Annotated in this window: 14 protein-coding genes and 1 riboswitch; of the genes, 6 read left to right on the forward strand and 8 right to left on the reverse strand. The window is 71.3% G+C overall.

Annotated elements, in window-relative coordinates:
* Positions 1-87: 87 nt before the first annotated feature.
* Both alaS and C7444_RS04520 read left to right on the forward strand, forming a co-directional pair.
* The gene (alaS, locus tag C7444_RS04515) at positions 88-2,742 is read left to right on the forward strand and encodes an alanine--tRNA ligase (RefSeq protein ID WP_110399639.1); all 2,655 of its coding nucleotides are present in this window, start codon (positions 88-90) and stop codon (positions 2,740-2,742) included.
* A gap of 1 nt (position 2,743) precedes the next feature.
* Positions 2,744-3,223: a hypothetical protein gene (locus C7444_RS04520; RefSeq protein ID WP_110399640.1), complete on the forward strand. Its 480-nt coding sequence runs from the start codon at positions 2,744-2,746 to the stop codon at positions 3,221-3,223.
* Between the two features lie 32 nt (positions 3,224-3,255).
* On the opposite strand, the gene C7444_RS04525 is transcribed toward C7444_RS04520, so the two are convergent.
* Positions 3,256-3,819, reverse strand: coding sequence for a DUF924 family protein (locus C7444_RS04525; protein WP_110399641.1), 564 nt, complete (start codon positions 3,817-3,819; stop codon positions 3,256-3,258).
* A 116-nt stretch (positions 3,820-3,935) separates the two neighbouring features.
* Here C7444_RS04525 and C7444_RS04530 point away from each other — a divergent pair, with 116 nt between their 5' ends.
* Positions 3,936-4,580, forward strand: a complete 645-nt coding sequence (locus tag C7444_RS04530) for a DsbA family protein (protein WP_110399642.1) — start codon at positions 3,936-3,938, stop codon at positions 4,578-4,580.
* 269 nt (positions 4,581-4,849) lie between these two features.
* Here C7444_RS04530 and infA read toward each other — a convergent pair whose 3' ends face one another.
* The 6 genes from infA to thiC all read right to left on the reverse strand — a co-directional run bounded on the left by infA (position 4,850) and on the right by thiC (position 11,293).
* Entirely contained in the window at positions 4,850-5,119 is a 270-nt protein-coding gene (infA, locus tag C7444_RS04535) for a translation initiation factor IF-1 (RefSeq protein ID WP_110399643.1), read from the reverse strand.
* 216 nt (positions 5,120-5,335) lie between these two features.
* Positions 5,336-7,150 carry a bifunctional hydroxymethylpyrimidine kinase/phosphomethylpyrimidine kinase gene (locus tag C7444_RS04540; RefSeq protein ID WP_170130628.1) on the reverse strand — a complete coding sequence of 605 codons (1,815 nt, stop codon included), beginning with the start codon at positions 7,148-7,150 and terminating at the stop codon, positions 5,336-5,338.
* Between the two features lie 5 nt (positions 7,151-7,155).
* Entirely contained in the window at positions 7,156-7,959 is an 804-nt protein-coding gene (locus C7444_RS04545; protein ID WP_110399645.1) for a thiazole synthase, read from the reverse strand.
* Positions 7,960-8,202 carry a sulfur carrier protein ThiS gene (gene thiS, locus C7444_RS04550; protein ID WP_110399646.1) on the reverse strand — a complete coding sequence of 81 codons (243 nt, stop codon included), beginning with the start codon at positions 8,200-8,202 and terminating at the stop codon, positions 7,960-7,962. It lies immediately after the preceding gene.
* Positions 8,199-9,377: an FAD-dependent oxidoreductase gene (locus tag C7444_RS04555; RefSeq protein WP_170130629.1), complete on the reverse strand. Its 1,179-nt coding sequence runs from the start codon at positions 9,375-9,377 to the stop codon at positions 8,199-8,201. Before C7444_RS04555 ends, thiS begins: the two co-directional genes overlap by 4 nt.
* A gap of 17 nt (positions 9,378-9,394) precedes the next feature.
* Positions 9,395-11,293 (reverse strand): phosphomethylpyrimidine synthase ThiC, encoded by a 1,899-nt coding sequence (gene thiC / locus C7444_RS04560; RefSeq protein ID WP_110399647.1) that lies wholly within the window; start codon positions 11,291-11,293, stop codon positions 9,395-9,397.
* Positions 11,294-11,381: 88 nt separating this feature from the next.
* A riboswitch (TPP riboswitch) is annotated at positions 11,382-11,487 on the reverse strand.
* Between the two features lie 175 nt (positions 11,488-11,662).
* On the opposite strand from thiC, the gene C7444_RS04565 reads away from it, so the two are divergent.
* The 3 genes from C7444_RS04565 to C7444_RS04575 are packed head-to-tail and all read left to right on the forward strand — an operon-like array spanning position 11,663 to position 17,873.
* The gene (locus C7444_RS04565; protein ID WP_170130630.1) at positions 11,663-12,658 is read left to right on the forward strand and encodes an ABC transporter substrate-binding protein; all 996 of its coding nucleotides are present in this window, start codon (positions 11,663-11,665) and stop codon (positions 12,656-12,658) included.
* Positions 12,655-14,373, forward strand: coding sequence for a PAS domain S-box protein (locus C7444_RS04570; RefSeq protein WP_110399649.1), 1,719 nt, complete (start codon positions 12,655-12,657; stop codon positions 14,371-14,373). The genes C7444_RS04565 and C7444_RS04570 overlap by 4 nt, the downstream gene beginning before the upstream one ends.
* Positions 14,370-17,873 (forward strand): sensor domain-containing protein, encoded by a 3,504-nt coding sequence (locus C7444_RS04575; protein WP_110399650.1) that lies wholly within the window; start codon positions 14,370-14,372, stop codon positions 17,871-17,873. The genes C7444_RS04570 and C7444_RS04575 overlap by 4 nt, the downstream gene beginning before the upstream one ends.
* A 31-nt stretch (positions 17,874-17,904) precedes the next feature.
* On the opposite strand, the gene C7444_RS04580 is transcribed toward C7444_RS04575, so the two are convergent.
* Positions 17,905-18,900, reverse strand: a complete 996-nt coding sequence (locus tag C7444_RS04580; RefSeq protein WP_110399651.1) for a cytochrome d ubiquinol oxidase subunit II — start codon at positions 18,898-18,900, stop codon at positions 17,905-17,907.
* Positions 18,901-18,902: the final 2 nt, after the last annotated feature.

An 18,902-nucleotide genomic window follows, 5' to 3' on the forward strand; every position in this document is an offset into this window, starting at 1 on the left:
GAACGCTTTGCTGCAGGCCCGCCCGGGCCCGCGCGAGCCTGCAGCTGCCCCTTGCCGACCCTTGCCGACACCGGCCGAAAGCGCGGAATGAAAGCCTCCGAAATCCGTTCGACCTTCCTGAAGTTCTTCGAGTCGAAGGGCCACCAGATCGTGGCCTCCTCGCCGGTGGTGCCCGGCGACGATCCGACGCTGCTGTTCACCAATGCCGGGATGAACCAGTTCAAGGACGTCTTCCTGGGCTTCGACAAGCGCCCGTACAGCCGTGCGACCACCTCGCAGAAGTGCATCCGCGCCGGCGGCAAGCACAACGACCTCGACAACGTGGGCTACACCGCGCGCCACCACACGTTCTTCGAGATGCTGGGCAACTTCAGCTTCGGCGACTACTTCAAGCACGATGCGATCTCGTTCGCCTGGGAGCTGCTGACCGAGCACTTCAGGCTGCCCAAGGACAAGCTCTGGGTCACGGTGTATTCCGAGGACGACGAGGCCTACGACATCTGGAACCGGATCGTCGGCGTGCCCGCCGAGCGCATCGTGCGCATCGGCGACAACAAGGGCGGCCGCTACCTGTCGGACAACTTCTGGATGATGGGCGACACCGGCCCCTGCGGCCCCTGCACCGAGATCTTCTACGACCACGGCCCCGACGTGGCCGGCGGCCCTCCGGGCAGCCCCGATGAAGACGGCGACCGCTACATCGAGGTCTGGAACAACGTCTTCATGCAGTTCAACCGCACCGAGGACGGCGTGATGCACCCGCTGCCCAAGCCCAGCGTGGACACCGGCATGGGCCTGGAGCGCATCACCGCGGTGCTGCAGCACGTGCACTCGAACTACGAGATCGACCTGTTCGTCGCGCTGCTGGCCGCCGCGAAGAACGCGGTGGACTTCGCCGCCGGCGTGACCGACGGCACGGCCGGCTGCGACGCCGCCAGCCCGAGCCTGAAGGTCATCGCCGACCACATCCGCGCCTGCTCGTTCACCATCGTCGATGGCGTGATCCCGGGCAACGAAGGCCGCGGCTACGTGCTGCGCCGCATCGCCCGCCGCGCGATCCGCCACGGCTACAAGCTGGGTGCACGCACCCCGTTCTTCCACACGCTGGTGCATCCGCTGGCCGTGCAGATGGGCGAGGCCTACCCCGAGCTGCGCCAGAACGCCGACCGCATCTTCGCCGTGCTCAAGCAGGAGGAGGAGCGCTTCTTCCAGACCATCGCCAACGGCATGGAGATCCTCGACGGCGCGCTGGCCGCGCTGGACGGGGCCGGCGTGAGCCGCCTCGATGGCGACACCGCCTTCAAGTTGCACGACACCTACGGCTTCCCGGTCGACCTGACCGCCGACGTCTGCCGCGAGCGGGACATGACGGTCGACACCGCCGGCTTCGACGCCGCGATGAACCGCCAGCGTGAGCAGGCCCGGGCCGCCGGCAAGTTCAAGATGGCCGCCGGCCTCGAGTATTCGGGCGCCCCGACCACCTTCCACGGCTACGAGCACCTGAGCTGCGAGACCAGCCAGGTGGTGGCCGTCTACGTCGACGGCAGCTCGGTCGAGTCGGCCCGTGCGGGTGACGACGCGGTGATCGTGCTCGACCACACGCCGTTCTACGCCGAGTCCGGCGGCCAGGTCGGTGACACCGGCGAGCTGCGCAACGGCACCAGCCGGGTCGTGGTCGAGGACACGATCCGCATCCAGGCCGACGTGTTCGGCCAGCACGGCCGCATCGTTGAGGGCGAGGTGCGCGTGGGCGACCGACTGGTCGCGCGCGTGGACGCCGAGCGCCGCGCCCGCATCGTGCGCAACCACAGCGCCACCCACCTGATGCACAAGGCCCTGCGCGAGGTGCTGGGCAGCCATGTGCAGCAGAAGGGCTCGCTGGTCAACGCCGAGCGCACCCGCTTCGACTTCGTGCACAACGCGCCGATGAGCGACGAGCAGATCCGCCGGGTCGAGGCGCTGGTGAACGCCGAGGTGCTGGCCAACGCCGCGGCCCAGTCGCAGGTCATGGGCATCGACGATGCGCAGAAGACCGGCGCGATGATGCTGTTCGGCGAGAAGTACGGCGAGACCGTGCGCGTGCTGAGCATCGGTTCGACCAAGGAGCTGTGCGGCGGCACGCACGTGAGCCGCACCGGGGACATCGGCCTGTTCAAGATCGTGGCCGAGTCGGGCGTGGCCGCGGGCGTGCGCCGGGTCGAGGCGGTCACCGGTGACAACGCGCTGGCCTATCTGCAGGGGCTGGAGTCGACGGTCGGCAGCGTGGCCGGTGCACTGAAGGCGGCGCCGACCGAGCTGACGGCCCGCATCGGCGGCCTGCAGGAGCAGCTGCGCGCGCTGGAGAAGGAAGTGATCGCGCTCAAGGGCAAGCTGGCCTCCAGCCAGGGCGACGAGCTGATGGCCCAGGCGGTCGACCTCAACGGCGTCAAGGTGCTGGCCGCGGTGCTCGAGGGCGCCGACGCGGCCACGCTGCGCACGACGATGGACCAGCTCAAGAACAAGCTCAAGACCGCGGCGATCGTGCTGGCGGCGGTCGACGGCGCCAAGGTGCAGCTGGCCGCCGGCGTCACGGCCGACGTGATTGGCAGGCTCAAGGCGGGCGAGCTGGTCAACTTCGTCGCTCAGCAGGTGGGCGGCAAGGGCGGCGGCAAGCCGGACCTGGCGATGGCTGGCGGCACCGATGCGAGCAAGCTCGCCGGTGCGCTGGCCAGCGTGCAGGCCTGGGTCGGTGAGCGCGTCTGAGGTGGACGACCTTCCGGACGACGATGATCCGTACGCGCCGGTCCAGTCGCCGCGCCTGTGGCGCGACGAGCTCTGGACCGCGCGGGTCATCAAGAACGAGGACGACGAGGGCTGGGCCGTCTCGATGACCCGCCATGGCGAGTCCGAGCCGGCGCTGGTCGCGCCCTGGACCATGGGGCGCGACAAGAAGAACCCCAAGCCGCTGGACGCGCCCGCCTTCCACACCTGGGTCAAGACCGCCTCCGAGGTGATCCGTCGCCACGAGCAGCAGCTGCACGCCCTGCTGCACAAGAGCGTGATGGTGTCGACCGACGGGGGCCGGGTGAAGGTGATGCTCGACATCGATCCCGACGAGCATGAGCCGACCGCCACCCTCAGCGCGGTCGACGCCCGGGGTGAAGAGATCGCCCGCAGGAAGGTCGCGCCGGATTTCAGGCTCGACAGCGCCAGCGCAGCCGCCTGGCTGGCCCGGCTGGCCTGAGCGGGCAGCCCGGAGACAGGCCGGACCGGGCCTCAGAAGCCCGATCCGGGCTGCTTCAGGAACTCGGCCTCCTCGGCCGTGTCGATGCGGCCCAGCGCCGCGTTGCGGTGCGGGAACCGCCCGAACCGGGCGATCGCCCAGTCGAGCAGGTCGGCCAGCGCGGGCTCGTCCCGGCCGAGCTGCCCGAACAGCCGCACGGCCTCGTCCTGTTCGGCCAGCGCTTCCGAATGCTCGAACGGCAGGTAGACGAACTGCCGCTGCACGCCCGTCAGGCCCCGGTCCTCGCCACGGGCCACCATGGCACTGGCCAGGTCCAGCGCCTGACGGTCGCCGGCAAAGGCCCGGGCCGTGCCACGCCCGGTGTTGCGGGTGAACTGGTCCAGCACGAGGATCAGCGCCAGGCAGCCCTCGGGGGTGGCGCGCCAGGCCTCGCCGTCGCCGGCCAGCGCGGCCTCGATCAGCGGGCCGAAGCGCGTGGCGATCTGCCGGTCGAAGTCCTCGTCCTTGCGGAACCAGGCCGCGCGGGGCCGGGCGTGATCGGGGTCCTCGGGCGGGCCGAACCAGAATGCCAGGATCGAGGACGGCGTGGGCGACATGAGAGGACCTCGGCTCGGGATGGGGAGCATCCATTCGAGCACAGTCGCCTCACGGTCGTGTCACCCCAGGTCTTCTGCCGTCGCCGCCGCGCGGGCGTCTCGACTACGATCGGCGCATGAAACTGCTCTACATCGCCGACCCCATGTGTTCCTGGTGCTACGGCTTCGGTGCCGTGCTGGGTGAACTGCTGGCCGATCCGCCCAGGCCGCAGCCCTTGTCCCTGGAGCTGGTGATGGGTGGCTTGCGCCCGTACACCACCGAGCCGATGGCGCCGGCCCGGGCCGACGAGATCCACGGGCACTGGCTGCGTGTCGCCCAGGTCAGCGGGCTGCCGTTCGCGCCGCAGCCCCACCCGCAGCTGCACCGGGCCGGCTTCGTCTACGACACCGAGCCGGCGAGCCGCGCGGTCGTGACCGTGCGCAGCCTGTGGCCGGAGCGGGCGTGGGACCACCTGAAGCGGCTGCAGCACGCGTTTTATGCCGAGGGCCGGGATGTCACCCAGGCCGAGGTGCTGACCGCGCTCGCGAGCGAATCCGGCCTGCCGGAAGCGGAGTTCCGCAGCGCCCTGGAATCGGACGAGATGCGGGACCTGACCCGCTCGGACTTCCGTCAGGTGCAGGCCTGGGGGGTGGGCAGCTTCCCGGCGCTGGTGGCCGAGGTCGGTGGCGAGCTGATGCTGGTGGCCCAGGGCCATCTGCCGATCGAGACCTTGCGCCAGGCGCTGGCCCGTGTGCGGCCGCCGCAGGCCGTCGCGTCCTGAGCAGGCTGCAGGCGGGCACGGTGGCGCCATGGCGTCCATCATCTGCAGGTCCGCCTGCCATTCAGGCGGACGGACCGGGCATGGACTTCCCGCAGGAGGTCCGGGGCCGTTGCGGGCGGCAGGCCGGATGCGCAGCATCACGGGGCCATGCCGCTCGCCTCAGGTCGACCCGTCAGGGGCCGATCGGCGCTCCGGCGACGAGGGGTCGCGGGAGACGGGCCTGAGTCGGGCCCGGCGGCCGGTGAAGGCCGACGAGCCGGGGACCACGCTCAGCGCGGGCCAGGGCGGCGCGGGCCGCTGCTGCCACCACCACCGCGGTTTTCCAGGTGACGGAAGGTCACGCGGCCCTTGGTCAGGTCGTAGGGCGACAGTTCGAGCGACACCTTGTCGCCTGCGAGGATGCGGATGTGGTGCTTGCGCATCTTGCCGGAGGTGTAGGCCACCAGCGTGTGTCCGTTGTCGAGGGTGACACGGAAACGGGAATCGGGGAGCACTTCGTTCACCACGCCGTGCATTTCGATGAGTTCTTCCTTGGCCATTGATTTCCTGTGAGTGGGTTCGGGGGACGGTTCGGTCTCATCCGGCCTGAAATTCTTCAGGTGTCGGTGTACGCCAGGCACACCGTGGTGGTTGAGCAGATGCGGCTGCGGGGGCACGATCGGATCGACCAGAACGTGCGGCTCATCCATCAGCCGATCAGAGCAGGACCCCGATTGGCACAGCAGGCCAGCCCAAGTCAAACACCGAACCTGTGATTATACCCTCTGAGTGACGATGTCGCTGCTTTCAGGTGCGTGCCCCGATGGCGCGCATCGGGGGGCCGTGGACGAGGCCTCCGGCAAACGGGCGTGCGGCAGGCTCGGGTGCGGACGGGCCGGGACCGGCAGGCGATCCGACGCCACCGCGTCGGCGGTGAGCCATGCACGCGACCACGCCAGCAGCTGTTGCTGCCCGGCGTGACGCCAGGCCCGCACCAGGCAGACGGCCCGTGCCCCCGCCCGGCGGGCCGGCGCGAGCTGCGCCGGCTCGAGGATGCCCCCGATGGCCACCACCGGAACCGGCGACAGGTGGGCCCACCAGGCGAGATTGTCCAGCCCCTGGGGCTGCCAGGGCATGTCCTTGGTGGTGGTCGGCCAGACCGGGCCGCAGGCCAGGTAGTCCGGCCGCAGGCCGGCGGCACGGCACAGCTCCCAGAGGCTGTGCGAGCTCACGCCCAGCTGCAGCCCGGCCCGGCGGGCGGTGCGCAGGCGCTGCCGCCCGGCCGGGCCGAGCCGCTCCAGGTCCTCCTGCCCCAGGTGCACGCCGAGCCCGCAGATCGGGCCGGGCTGCTGCGCCTGCGTGCGCAGCGTGGTTTCCCAGTGGTCGTTGACGAAGAGCGTGACCGCGGCGTCGCGGGCACGCTGCCAGCCGGCCTGCAGCTCGGTGGCCAGCCAGGTGTCGAAGGTGCGGTCGTCGAGGTCGGGGTGGGCCTCGCGCTTGATGCGCAGCTGCACCGCGGCCATCGGGGCGGCCGGCTCGCCGAGGGCCTGCAGCCCGTCGAGCGCCCGGGCCAGCGACCGGGTGTCGTCGAACAGCGCGTAGAGACCGGCGGGCAGCGGCGATGGTGACGGCGATGGCGCCGTGCCGGCCCGGTCCGTGGTCGCGAGGTCGGACAGGTCGTCGCCCCAGCTCATCCAGGGCAGGTGGGTCGCGTCGGTCAGGCCGCCGTGCGAGCTGCCCACCGGACCCGCTCCGGTGCCCGCCGGATGGCCCCGGGCGATGGCCGTGGTGGTCGCCATCTTGGCCATCACCATGGCCTCGGCCGCGACGAAACCCCGCGCGAGCGCGGCCGCGACGTGGGTGGCGTGGGTGCAGCCGGTGCCGTGGTGATGTGCCGTGTCCAGGCGCGGCAGGGCCAGCCAGCCCTGCACCGCGACCTCGGGTCGACCAGGCGCCTGCACCGGCGCATCGACCCAGTCGAGCGCCCAGCCCGCCGGGGCGGCCGTGCCGCCAGGCTCCTCGTCACCGCCGGTGATGCAGACCGCCTGCGCGCCCAGCTCGCGCAGCGCCGCGGCCAGTGCCGGCACCGGCCAGTGCGCGATCTCGTGGCGGCGCTGCGGCCAGGCGGCCGCCAGCAGCGCCCGCGCCTCGCGGCGGTTGGGCGTGATCACCGTGGCCCGCGGCAGCAGCTCGGCCGCATAGGCCTGCACCAGCGCCGCATCGGCAAACGCCGCGCCGGTGCTCGCGCGCAGCACCGGATCGACCACCAGCGGCAGCCCGGGATGCCGCCGGCGCAGCGTGTCGATGTGCCGGGCCACCACCTGCACCGTCGCCACGCCGGCCAGCAGGCCGGTCTTGACGGCATCGGGGGGCAGGTCGGTGGCGAGGGCCTCCAGCTGGGCCTCCAGCCACGCGACCGGCAGCGCCTCGATGCGGGTCACCGCCACCGAGTTCTGCGCGGTCACCGCGGCGACCACCGGGCACAGGTGCACCTCGGCGCCGAGCGCGGCCCGCTGGTCGGCGGCCAGGCCGGCGCCACCGCCGCTGTCGTTGCCGGCGATGCTCCAGACGATCGGTCGGGGGTCGCTCATGTGCCTCATCCGATCAGGAAGGGCCGGCCGGTCACCGGCGTGCTGGCCACGGCCATCGACTGCGGGGCCATCACCCCGGCCTCCCGGCCGAGCCGGCCGGCCTTCACCGCATGGGCAAAGGCGGCGGCCATGCGCACCGGATCGCCCGCCTGGGCGACCGCCGAGTTCAGCAGCACGCCGTCGAGTCCCAGCTCCAGCGCCTGGGCGGCGTGGGCCGGCGCGCCGATGCCCGCGTCGACGATCAGCGGCACGCCCGGCAGCCGCTCGCGCAGCGTGCGCAGCGCAAACGGATTGAGCAGGCCCTGGCCGCTGCCGATCGGCGCGCCCCACGGCATCAGCACCTGGCAGCCCGCGTCGAGCAGGCGCTGGCAGGTCACCAGGTCGTCGGTGCAGTAGGGAAAGACGTCGAAGCCGTCGCGCACCAGCTGCCCGGCCGCATGCACCAGCTCCCACGGGTCGGGCTGCAGCGTGTGCTCGTCGCCGACCACCTCCAGCTTCAGCCACGGCGTGTCGTAGAGCTCGCGGGCCATGTGGGCCAGCGTGATGGCCTCCCGGGCGGTGCGGCAGCCGGCGGTGTTGGGCAGCAGGCGCGCGCCTTGCACCGGCAGCAGCTCGCGGATCAGGTCGATGAAGCCGTTGTCGCCGGCCGCCCCCAGCGTGCGCTTGAGGCCGACGGTGACGACCTGCGTGCCGCTGACCTGCAGCGCCTCGCGCAGCACGGCCGGCGAGGGATAACCGGCCGTGCCCAGCAGCAGCCGGCTGTCCAGCGTGACGCCGTAGAGCGTCCAGGGTTGGGTGACAGGCAGCATTCAGCCTCCGACGATGGCTTGGAAGGTGGTGATCGTGTCGCCCGGCTGCAGCAGCCGGGCCGCCCGGGCCGCCCGCGGCACGAACTGGCCGTTCACCGCGGTGGCGCAGCGCCGCGGATCGAGCCGCTCGCCCAGGCACTCGAGCGCGCCGTCCAGGCTGGAGGCGGGCGGCACGGCCAGCGGCTCGCCGTTGATGCTGACCTCGATCAGGTCGAGGCCGGCGGGGGTCAGGTCAGGGGTCATCGGGGTTCTCCGAGAGCGCTGCCGAGCCCGGCCTGCGCCAGGCCGTCCTGCAGCAGGGCGGGCGCGAGCAGCCAGCCGTGGCGGAACAGGCCGTTGATGCGCAGCAGGCCGGGCTGCAGCTCGGTGTGCGGTTCGTTGTCGGGCAGGGCGGGGCGCAGGTTGCTCTCCAGGTGCACGATGCGCGCTTCGGCCAGCGCCGGCACGACGCTGTGGGCGGCGGCCATCAGCTCGACGGCGCTGCGCAGGCTGACCGGCGAGCGGTCCTCGCTCTCGATCTCGCTGGCCCCCAGCACGAACAGGTCGCCCGGGCGAGGCACCAGGTAGACGCGGTGGCGCGGATGCATCAGCCGCACCGGCCGGTTCAGCACCACGCCCGGCGCGTGCAGCCAGACCACCTCGCCACGTACGCCACGCAGGCGGTCGATCGCCCCGGCGGGGGCGCCGGTCCGCGGGGTCGGGCCGCGGGCGCCCAGGCCACGCAGGTCCAGCACCCAGTCCGCGTCCCAGCGCTCGCCGTCGTCCAGCTCGATCACGCCGGGGGCGAGCGCCGTGACCGTGCGGCTCCAGCGCCACTGCACCTGTGGCGCCTGCCCGGCCAGCGTGCACAGCATGGCCGGGGACATCACCTGGCCTTCACCGGGCAGCAGCCAGGCCCGCAGGTGCGGCTCCAGCGCCGGCTCGAGCGTGCGCAGCGCCTCGCCCGTCAGCGCCTGCGGGCGCGGCATGGCCTCGTGCAGCGCGCCGGCCTGCGCCAGCCGGTCGAGCACTCGCTGAGCGCTGCCGAGGTCGGCGGCGTGGGCCAGCAGCAGGCTGCCGCGCTGCTGCATCAGCAGAGGCGCGGGTGCGCCGCCGTCGGCGGCCAGCCGGTCAGCCACCTGGCGCCACAGCGCGATCGAGCGCCAGCCGAGCATCGCGATGGCCGCAGAGGCGTGGTCGAGCTCGGCCAGCGGGCTGAGCATGCCCGCCGCGGTGAAGCCGGCCGGCCCCAGACCGTCCTGGCGGGCTTCGGGTCCGGTGGCGGGGTCGAACACCGTCACGCGGTGGCCGGCCTGCGCCAGGCTCCACGCCGCCAGCCGCCCGAGCACGCCGGCCCCGGCGATGCCGATCCGCAGGTGCGGGCCGGTTGACCCCGACGGCGTGCCGATCGAAGAAGAGGTGAAGCGGGGCGCGTGCATGGCCGGGCTCCCCGCGATCAGCCCCGGTCCAGCTGGATCGGGATGTAGAACTCGCCGCCCACCGCCTTGAACTCGGCCGATTTCTCCGCCATGCCCTGCGCCAGCGCCGCCTGCGTGTCCACGCCGAGCTGGTCGGCGTAGTCGCGCACGTCCTGCGTGATCTTCATCGAGCAGAACTTCGGGCCGCACATCGAGCAGAAGTGCGCCTCCTTCGACGAGTCCTTCGGCAGCGTCTCGTCGTGGTAAGCCTCGGCCGTCTCCGGGTCGAGGCCGAGGGCGAACTGGTCGCGCCAGCGGAACTCGAAGCGCGCCTTGCTCATCGCGTCGTCGCGGGCGCGCGAGCCGGGGTGACCCTTGGCGTTGTCGGCGGCGTGCGCGGCGATCTTGTAGGCGATGATGCCCTGCTTCACGTCGTCGCGGTCCGGCAGGCCCAGGTGCTCCTTGGGCGTCACGTAGCACAGCATGGCGGTGCCCATCCAGCCGATCATGGCCGCGCCGATCGCCGAGGCGATGTGGTCGTAGCCGGGCGCGATGTCGATGGTCAGCGGGCCGAGGGTGTAGAACGGCGCCTCGTCGCAGTGCTTGATCTGCTCGTCCATGTTGGCCTGGATCAGGTGCATCGGCACGTGGCCCGGGCCTTCGATCATGGTCTGCACGTCGTGCTTCCACGCGGTCTTGGTCAGCTCGCCCAGCGTGCGCAGCTCGGCGAACTGCGCCTCGTCATTGGCGTCCGCCGACGAGCCGGGACGCAGGCCGTCGCCCAGCGAGAACGTCACGTCGTACGCCTTCATGATCTCGCAGATCTCGTCGAAGTGCGTGTACAGGAAGTTTTCCTTGTGGTGCGTGATCATCCACTTGGCGAGGATCGAGCCGCCGCGGCTGACGATGCCGGTGCGGCGCTTGGTCGTCAGGTGGATGAACGGCAGGCGCACGCCCGCGTGGATGGTGAAGTAGTCCACCCCCTGCTCGGCCTGCTCGATCAGCGTGTCGCGGAAGATGTTCCAGGTGAGGTCTTCCGCCACGCCGCCGACCTTCTCCAGCGCCTGGTAGATCGGCACGGTCCCGATCGGCACCGGCGAGTTGCGGATGATCCAGTCGCGCGTCGTGTGGATGTTGCGGCCGGTGGACAGGTCCATCACGGTGTCGCCGCCCCAGCGCATCGACCAGACCAGCTTCTCGACCTCTTCCTCGATCGAGGAGGTCACGGCCGAGTTGCCGATGTTGGCGTTGATCTTCACCAGGAAATTGCGGCCGATGATCATCGGCTCGACTTCGGGGTGGTTGATGTTGGCCGGGATCACGGCGCGGCCGCGCGCGACTTCGTCGCGCACGAACTCCGGCGTGATGATCTCGGGGATGCGCGCGCCCATCGCGTTGCCCTTCAGGCGGGCCTCGCGCTCGGCGTCGCCCAGGTATTCGCGCATCCACTCGCGCTTGCCGTTCTCGCGGATGGCGATGTATTCCATCTCCGGCGTGACGATGCCTTGGCGGGCGTAGTGCATCTGCGTCACATTGCCCGAGAGGTTCTGCCCCGCCTTGGCGCGGCGCGGCGTGCGCTGCAGGCCGGCGGCTTCGGCGCGCAGCGCGTTGATGCGCTCGCCATGCAGGTCTTCGTTCTTGACGCCGTCATCCAGGGCTGCGCGCTGGCGGCCGGTGTAGGTTTCCGTGTCGCCGCGGGCCTCGATCCAGCCGGCGCGCACCGGGGCCAGGCCCTTGCGCACGTCGATGGCGGCAGTCGGGTCGGTGTAGGGGCCGGAGGTGTCGTAGACGGTGACCCGCTCGCCATTGGTCAGCGCGATCTCGCGCATGGGCACATGGACGCCGGGCAGCGTGCCCTCGACATGCACCTTGGTGGACGCGGGAAAAGGTTCGCGCGTCAGCGTGAGCAGTTCTTGCAGCTTGTCGGGGGCGTTCATCGGAGCAACTCCTGGTTGGGCTGCTCCGGAGGTCGCCCCCGCGACACGGCCGCCGAGGGCACACGGGTGCCTTCGAGACCATGCACTGCCTGGGGCAGACTGCTCTTCTTCCGCCGGTACTAACCGGTTCAAGTTCGCGGGTTCGGATCAACCATCTCAGCACACCACCATGATGTGCACCCCGGAGCGGGGCGGATTCTGCGCGAGCCGCGCGGCGCCTGTCAACGCCCTCGGCGCATGGCGCCCCGCGGCCGAGCGGGCCGGGCGGCCGCGCCAGCGGACGATTTGAGCGCCAGCACGTCCGGGAGGCGTTGCCGCCTCTATCATCGGCACAAAGAGGCCAGCACACTGGCCGCGGAGGAGTGCACGATGGTGAACGTGGGGCGTCGACGCAGTCTGGCCGCCTGGGCCGTGCCGATGGCATGGGCCGCCGGTGTCGGGCTGTCCGGTTGCGAACGCCGTGAACCCCTGCTGCGGATCGCCACCTCGGTGTGGATCGGCTACGAGAGCCTCTACCTGGCGCAGGCACGCGGCTGGATCGATCGCTCCCGGGTGCGCCTGATCGAGGCACCGTCGTCCACCGATGCGCTGCATCTGCTGGCCTCGGGCAATGTCGAGGCCGTGGGGTTGACGCTGGATGAACTGTTGTCGGCCCGGGCCGACCAGCTCGACATCGTCGCCGTCCTGGTCTTCGACGAGTCGCATGGCGGGGACGGGCTGCTGGCGCGCGCCGACATCACCGGGCTGCCCGGGCTGGCGGGCCGCCGGATCGGCGTGGAGCGCAGCGCGGTCGGTGCGTTCCTGCTGCACGAGGCGCTGACCCGCGCGGGGCTGGGCACGATGGACGTCATTCCGGTCTACCTCCGCATCGACCAGCACCTGGACGCCTGGCGGTCCGGCCGGATCGACGCCATCGTCTCCTACGAGCCGGTGCTCTCGCAGATCGAGGCCCTCGGGGCGAGGCGGCTGTTCGACAGCCGGGGCCTGACGTCGGCCATCGTCGACGTGCTTGCCGTGCAGCGGGCGGCGATCCGCACCCACCGCCAGGGCCTGCTGAACCTGATCCGGCAGCATTTCCGGGTGCGGTCCTGGATGGCGGCCGAGCCGGCCGCGGCCGCGGAGATCAGCGGGCGCAGGCTGCGCCTGCCAGCGGCTGACGTCGAACGTGCCCTCGCCCAGGTGATCCTGCCCGACATCGCCGAGAACCGGCGCCTGCTCAAGGGCCGGCCGTCGCCGCTGCAGCACAGTGCCGAAGCGCTCGAGCGGGTGCTGCTGGGCGCCCGCCTGCTGGAGCACATGGTGGTGATGGACGACCTGTTCGACGACAGCCTGCTGCCGGTCGAGCCGCTGGAGCCCTGGTCATGATCCGCGCCTTCGCCCGCTGGAGGCCGTCGATCTCGGTGGCCATTCCGCTGCTGCTGGGGCTGTTCCTGGTGCTGGTCGGGGTGGGCAGCCTGTGGGCCGAATCGCGGCGCCAGATGCGCGAGTTCGAGGAGGCGACCGTGCGGGAGTTCTCCAGCGAGCTGTCGCGTCTGAGCCTGCAGGTGATCCGGCACCTGGACGCACCGTCGTCGGACCTGCCCACCGAGCTGGCCCGCCTCAGCAGTCACCCGGACGTGACGTCGATCGCGGTGCTCAATGCGGCGGGCGAGGTGCTGCTGGCCAACCGCCAGAGCTGGGCCGGGCAGTCGCTGACCCGCTTCGATCCGCAGCTGCGCATCGAGCAGCTGCTGCCCGCGCTGATGGGCCTGCAGACCACGCTCGACTGGAGCGCCGACCGGCAGCACCTGACGATGATGCGGGCCTTCAGGCTGTCCCAGGGCAACCAGCAGCTGCGGGGCATCGAGCGCGGGCTGGTCTACCTGACGCTGGACCTGGGACCGTCACGCGCGCTGCGCCTCGAGCGCATCTGGCAGGAACGTCTGCCCGAGCTGGCGGGTTTTTCGCTGGCCCTGCTGATGCTGGGCATGCTGCTGCAGCACCTCGTGGCCCGCCCGCTGCGGCAGCTGGGTGCGGCCACCGCGCGGTGGGGCCAGGGCCAGCTGTCGGCCCGGGCCGAGGAGACCGGCTCGCGCGAGATCGCCGACCTGGCCCGTGCCTGCAACGACATGGCCCAGACGCTGGAGCGCGCCCGCGCCGACCTGGAGGCCAATCGTGAGCAGCTCTCGACCATCCTCTACTCGACCGGGGATGCGCTGCTGGCCACCGACACGCTGAGCCGGATCACGCTGCTCAATCCGGTGGCCGAAGCGCTGACCGGCTGGACCGAGCAGGAGGCCCGTGGCCGCACGGTCGAGGAGGTCTTCCGCATCGAGCAGGCCGAGACCGGGCTGCCGGCGGTCATCCCGGTGCGGCAGGTGCTCGACGAGGGGGTCGTCGTGGGCCTGGCCAACCACACGGTGCTGGTGGCCCGTCACGGCAAGCGCACCCACATCGCCGACAGTGCCGCGCCGGTGCGCCGGGGTGACGGCAGCCTGGTCGGCGTGGTCATCGTCTTCCGCGACGTCGACGAGGCCTACCGGCTCGAGCAGGCGCTGGCCGACAGCGAGTTCCGCTACCGGGCCCTGGCCGACGCCGGGGCCTCGCTGCTGGCCACCGCGGACACGCAGGGCAATCTGCAGTGGTTCAACCGCTGCTGGCTGGAGTTCACCGGCCAGAGCGAGCGGCAGGCGGTCACCAGCCCGTGGCAGCAGCGCATCCACCCCGATGACCTCGGCGCGCTGATGCTGGCCTGGCGCGAGCTGATCGAGCAGCGCCAGGCGCTGCGCCTGCAGCTGCGCATGAACCGGCACGACGGCATCTGGCGCTGGGTGTGGCTGGAGGCTCGCCCCTGGTTCGGTCGCGAGGGGCAGTTGCTCGGGCACCTGGTCCATGGCCTGGATATCACCGAGCAGCGGGAAGTGAACCGGCAGCTGGAGGGACAGATCGACGAACTGCAGCGCTGGCACCAGGTCACGCTGGAGCGGGAGCAGCGGGTGATCGAGCTCAAGCGGGAGATCAACGCCCTCAGCCGGGCCCATCGCCAGCCGGTCCCGTACCCGGAGGCCGACATCGGGGCGCCCCAGGAGGACCGCCGATGAGCCGCGTCGAGCAGGACACGGTACCCCGACCGGTCTGGCCGCGCCTGCGTGGCGGGCTGCCGTACCTCGCGTTGCTGGCGGTGCTGTCGTGGTCGAGCGGCTGGATCTGGCCGGCCGCCCCGCCGCTGGCCGCTGCCGTCTTCGCCGCCCTGCTGGGCGCGGGCGCGGCCTTCTGGTGGGGGCGACGTCGCCTGGGCCTCATGCAGGCCAGCCACGCACGGACGCAGCAGGAGCTGATGCAGGCCGTCGACCAGCTCGGAACCGGCCTGATGGCGATCGATCCGGCCGGCCTGATCGTGCACGGCAACCGCCGGTTCGCGAACCTGCTGGGGCGCGAGGCCGAGGCGCTGGCGGGCCTGGCGTTCGTCACGCTGTTCCATCCCGATGACCTCAAGTGCTGCCGGCGCCTGCTGTCGACGGCGGCCGACACCACCTCGCCCCCCCAGGACCTGAGGATCCTCAGGCCCGACGGGCGGCTGCTCTGGGTGCGTGTGCGCATGAGCTGCAACCCGGGGGCCGGCCTGCCCGTGCTGCAGCGCATCCTGACGGCCGAGGACATCGACGAGCTGAAGACGGGCCACGTCACGCTGCAGCACCGCGAGCGCCTGCTGCGTGCGGTGGTCGACTCCATCCCCGACGCCATCGGCGTGCGCGACCTGCACGGCGCCTACCTGCTGGCCAACCCGGCACTGGCCGAACTGCTGCAGCGGCCGGTGGCCCAGATCGTGAGCCACCCGGTCGGCGAGGTGCACGGCGCCGACCAGGCCCGTGCGCTGATCGACGCCGACCACAGCGCGGTGGCGCTGGCCACCAGCATCCACCGCGAGACCCATCATGTCGGGCTGGACGGTCGGCGGGTCGTGCACGACACCAGCACGTCGGTGCTGCGCGATGACCAGGGCGAGCCTTTTGGCGTGGTGTCGATCGGGCGCGACGTCACCGCGATGCGCGAGGTGTCGGAGCGGCTGACCGAGTCCAGCGCCCGCACCCAGACCCTGCTGCTCAATGCCCGCGATTCACGCCTGGCCCTGCTGTCGCTGCTGGAGGACCAGCGCCGGGCGGTGCGGGCGCTGGCCCTCAACGAGGCCCGCCTGCGCGCCGTGATGGCAGCCTTGCCCGACCTGGTGTTCCTGTTCGACGATCAAGGCCGTTTCATCGACATCTGGGCCAGCCGGACCGACATGCTGATCGCGCCCCGGGAGCAGGTGCTGGGGCGGCGCATCGGCGAGATCGTGCCGGCCCCGCTGGCCGAGCTGGCGATGGAGCGGCTCGCGCTGGTGCTGCGCTCGGGCCAGCTGCAGGTGTTCGAGTACTCGCTGGGCCTGCGCGAGCAGCAGCACTGGTTCGAGATGCGCATGGTGCGGGCCGGCGAACAGGAGGTGCTGGCCGTGGCCCGCGACATCACCCGGGATCGCCAGAACCGGGGCGCGCTCGAGCACAGCGAGGCCCGCCTGCGCCTGGCGCTCGAGGGCAGCGGCGACGGCCTGTGGGACTGGGACCTCAAGAGCGACACGGTGCGTTTTTCGGAGCAGGTCGAGCGCATGCTGGCCTACGAGGGCAGCGATTTCCATCGTGAGTTCCGCCTGCTCGAGCGCCTGCATCCCGATGACGTCGTCGTGACCCGGCGGGCCATCCGCGACACGCTGGCACGCCGCATCGTGTTCGACCGCAAGCTGCGGGTGCGCGGCTTCGACGGCCACGACCGCTGGCTGCACGCGCGCGGCATGGTGCAGTGGGATCCGCAGCGGCAGAGCCGGCGCTTCTCCGGCGTCATCACCGACAAGACCCACGAGATGGAGGCGCAGGCCCGCCTGCGCCTGGCCGCCACCGTGTTCGACAGCACGCTCGAGGGGGTGCTGATCACCGATGCCAGCCAGCGCATCGTCTCCGTCAACCCGGCCTTCACCCGGCTGCTCGGCTACACCGAGGAGGAGGTGATCGGGCGCACCCCGGCCTGCATGGCCTCGGGCCGCCACTCCGACACCTTCTTCCAGCAGATGTGGCAGACCATCGCCCGCTCGGGCCACTGGCAGGGCGAGATCTGGAACCGCTGCAAGGACGGCGTGGTGCGCCCGGAGCTGATGTCCATCAGCGCGGTGTTCGACGATCAGGCACAGGTCAGCCACTACGTGGGCGTGTTCACCGACATCTCGGAGCTGAAGAACTCCGAGGCCAAGCTCGACCACCTCGCCCACCACGATCCGCTGACCCAGCTGCCCAACCGCCTGCTGTTCCGCCACCGGCTGGAGCAGGCCCTGCTGACGGCCGACCGCAACGAGGGCCATCTGGCCGTGCTGATGCTCGACCTGGACCGTTTCAAGGACGTCAACGACAGCTACGGCCACCTGGCCGGCGACGAGCTGCTGTGCCATGTGGCCGACCGGCTGTCGCAGCGGCTGCGCAAGGTCGACACGCTGGCCCGGCTGGGGGGCGACGAGTTCGCGCTGCTGATGCAGGACGTCAAGCAGCCCGACGACGCGGCCCGGCTGGCCAGCGAGCTGATCGAGTCGCTGTCGCAGCCGTGGCGGCTTGGCGAGGGCATCGAGCTGAGCGTGGGCGTCAGCGTGGGCATCTGCCTGTACCCGGAGCATGGCCAGACGGCCCAGGCGCTGATGCAGGGCGCGGATGCCGCGCTCTACCGGGCCAAGTCCGATGGCCGCGGGGTCTACCGCTACTTCGCCGACGACCTGACGCTGGCCGCGCGCGAGCGCCTGCAGCTCGAGAACCGGCTGCGCCGGGCGCTGGTCGACGAGCAGCTGCAGCTGCACTTCCAGCCCCAGATCGACATCGCCAGCGGGCGGGTGATCGGCGCCGAGGCGCTGCTGCGCTGGCCCGATCCGGTCGAGGGCATGATCCCGCCCGCACGCTTCATCCCGGTGGCCGAGAGCACGGGTCTGATCGACCAGCTCGGGGCCTGGGTGCTGCGCCATGCCTGCGAGCAGGGGCAACGCTGGATCGAGCAGGGGTTGCCGCCGCTGTCGATGGCGGTGAACGTCTCGCCGCGCCAGTTCCACCACATCGACCTGGCCCACCAGGTGCAGCAGGTGCTCGCCGACACCGGTTTTCCGGCCGAGCGCCTCGAGCTCGAGCTGACCGAAGGCGCGCTGATGGAGCGCGAGGCCGAGTCGCTGCGCATGCTCGAGCGCCTGCGCGACATGGGCGTGCGGGTGGCGATCGACGATTTCGGCACCGGCTATTCGTCCTTCTCCTACCTGAAGCGCTTTCCGCTGGACGTGCTGAAGATCGACCGCAGCTTCATCACCGACATCCCGCGTGACATCGACGACATGGAGATCGCCGCGGCCATCATCGCGATGGGCCACAACCTGGGCGTGCGGGTGCTGGCCGAAGGGGTCGAGACCGCCGAGCAGCTGGCCTTCCTGGGGCTCAAGCGCTGCGACAGCTACCAGGGCTTCCTGCTCAGCCCGGCGCTGCCCGCCGACGAGTTCGCCGCGCTGCTGCGCGACCAGCCGGCGACGCTGCCGTGCCCGCAGCCCTGAAGCGGCGGCGGGCCTGCGGACACGGCTGCGATCAGGCGTAACGCAGCGCCGTCGCCTTGCCGTGGAAGATCCGGTAGACGAACGCCGTGTAGACCACGATCGCCGGCACGCTGACCACGCTGCCGGCCAGGATGACCTGCAGCGACTCGGTCGCGGCGGCGGCCTGCCACACCGAGAGGCGCCCGGGCACGATGTCCGGGTAGAGGCTGTAGGCCAGCCCGAGCGCGGCCATCACGAACACCAGCACCACCAGCACGAAGGGCAGCCAGCACTGCTTGCCGAGCACGCGGTGCGAGTTCAGCAGCGCCCGCAGGCCCAGCAGCGAGAAGGCGCTCATCAGCGGGATCGGCAGCAGCGCGAGCAGGCCGGGCATCGAGAACCAGCGCTGCCGCACCGCCTCGCTGACCCAGGGCGTGACCACCGAGATCAGGCCGACCCCCAGCACCAGCCCCGGCCAGGTCAGCCGCGCCCAGCGTACCGCACGCACCTGCAGGGCCCCGTCGGTCTTCATGATCAGCCAGGTGGCGCCCAGCAGCGCATAGGCCGCCGGCAGGGCCAGCGTGATCACCGCCGCGAACAGCGTCGGCCCGGCCCCTTCGGCAAAACCGGTGATGTAGCGCCCGAGCATCCAGCCCTGCGCCAGCGAGGCCAGCAGCGAGCCGATCGAGAAGAGCCGGTTCCAGGCCGGCTGGTGCGCCGCGCGGGCCTTGACCCGGAAGTCGAAGGCCACCCCGCGCAGGATCAGTCCGATCAGCATCAGCGCCACCGGCAGGTAGAGCGCGCCCAGCACGACGCCCTGCGCCTTCGGGAAGGCGATCAGCAGCAGGCCCACGCCCAGCACCAGCCAGGTCTCGTTGGCATCCCAGAACGGGCCGATCGAGGCCACCATCGTGTCCTGTTCCCTGCCGCCGGCCAGCGGCATCAGCAGCCCGACGCCGAGGTCGTAGCCATCGAGCACCACGTAGGCCAGCATGGACAGACCCATCAGGGCGAGGAAGATCACGGGCAGCAAGGTGGGGGTGTCCATCA

The organism is Sphaerotilus hippei, assembly GCF_003201595.1.
GTDB lineage: Bacteria > Pseudomonadota > Gammaproteobacteria > Burkholderiales > Burkholderiaceae_C > Sphaerotilus > Sphaerotilus hippei.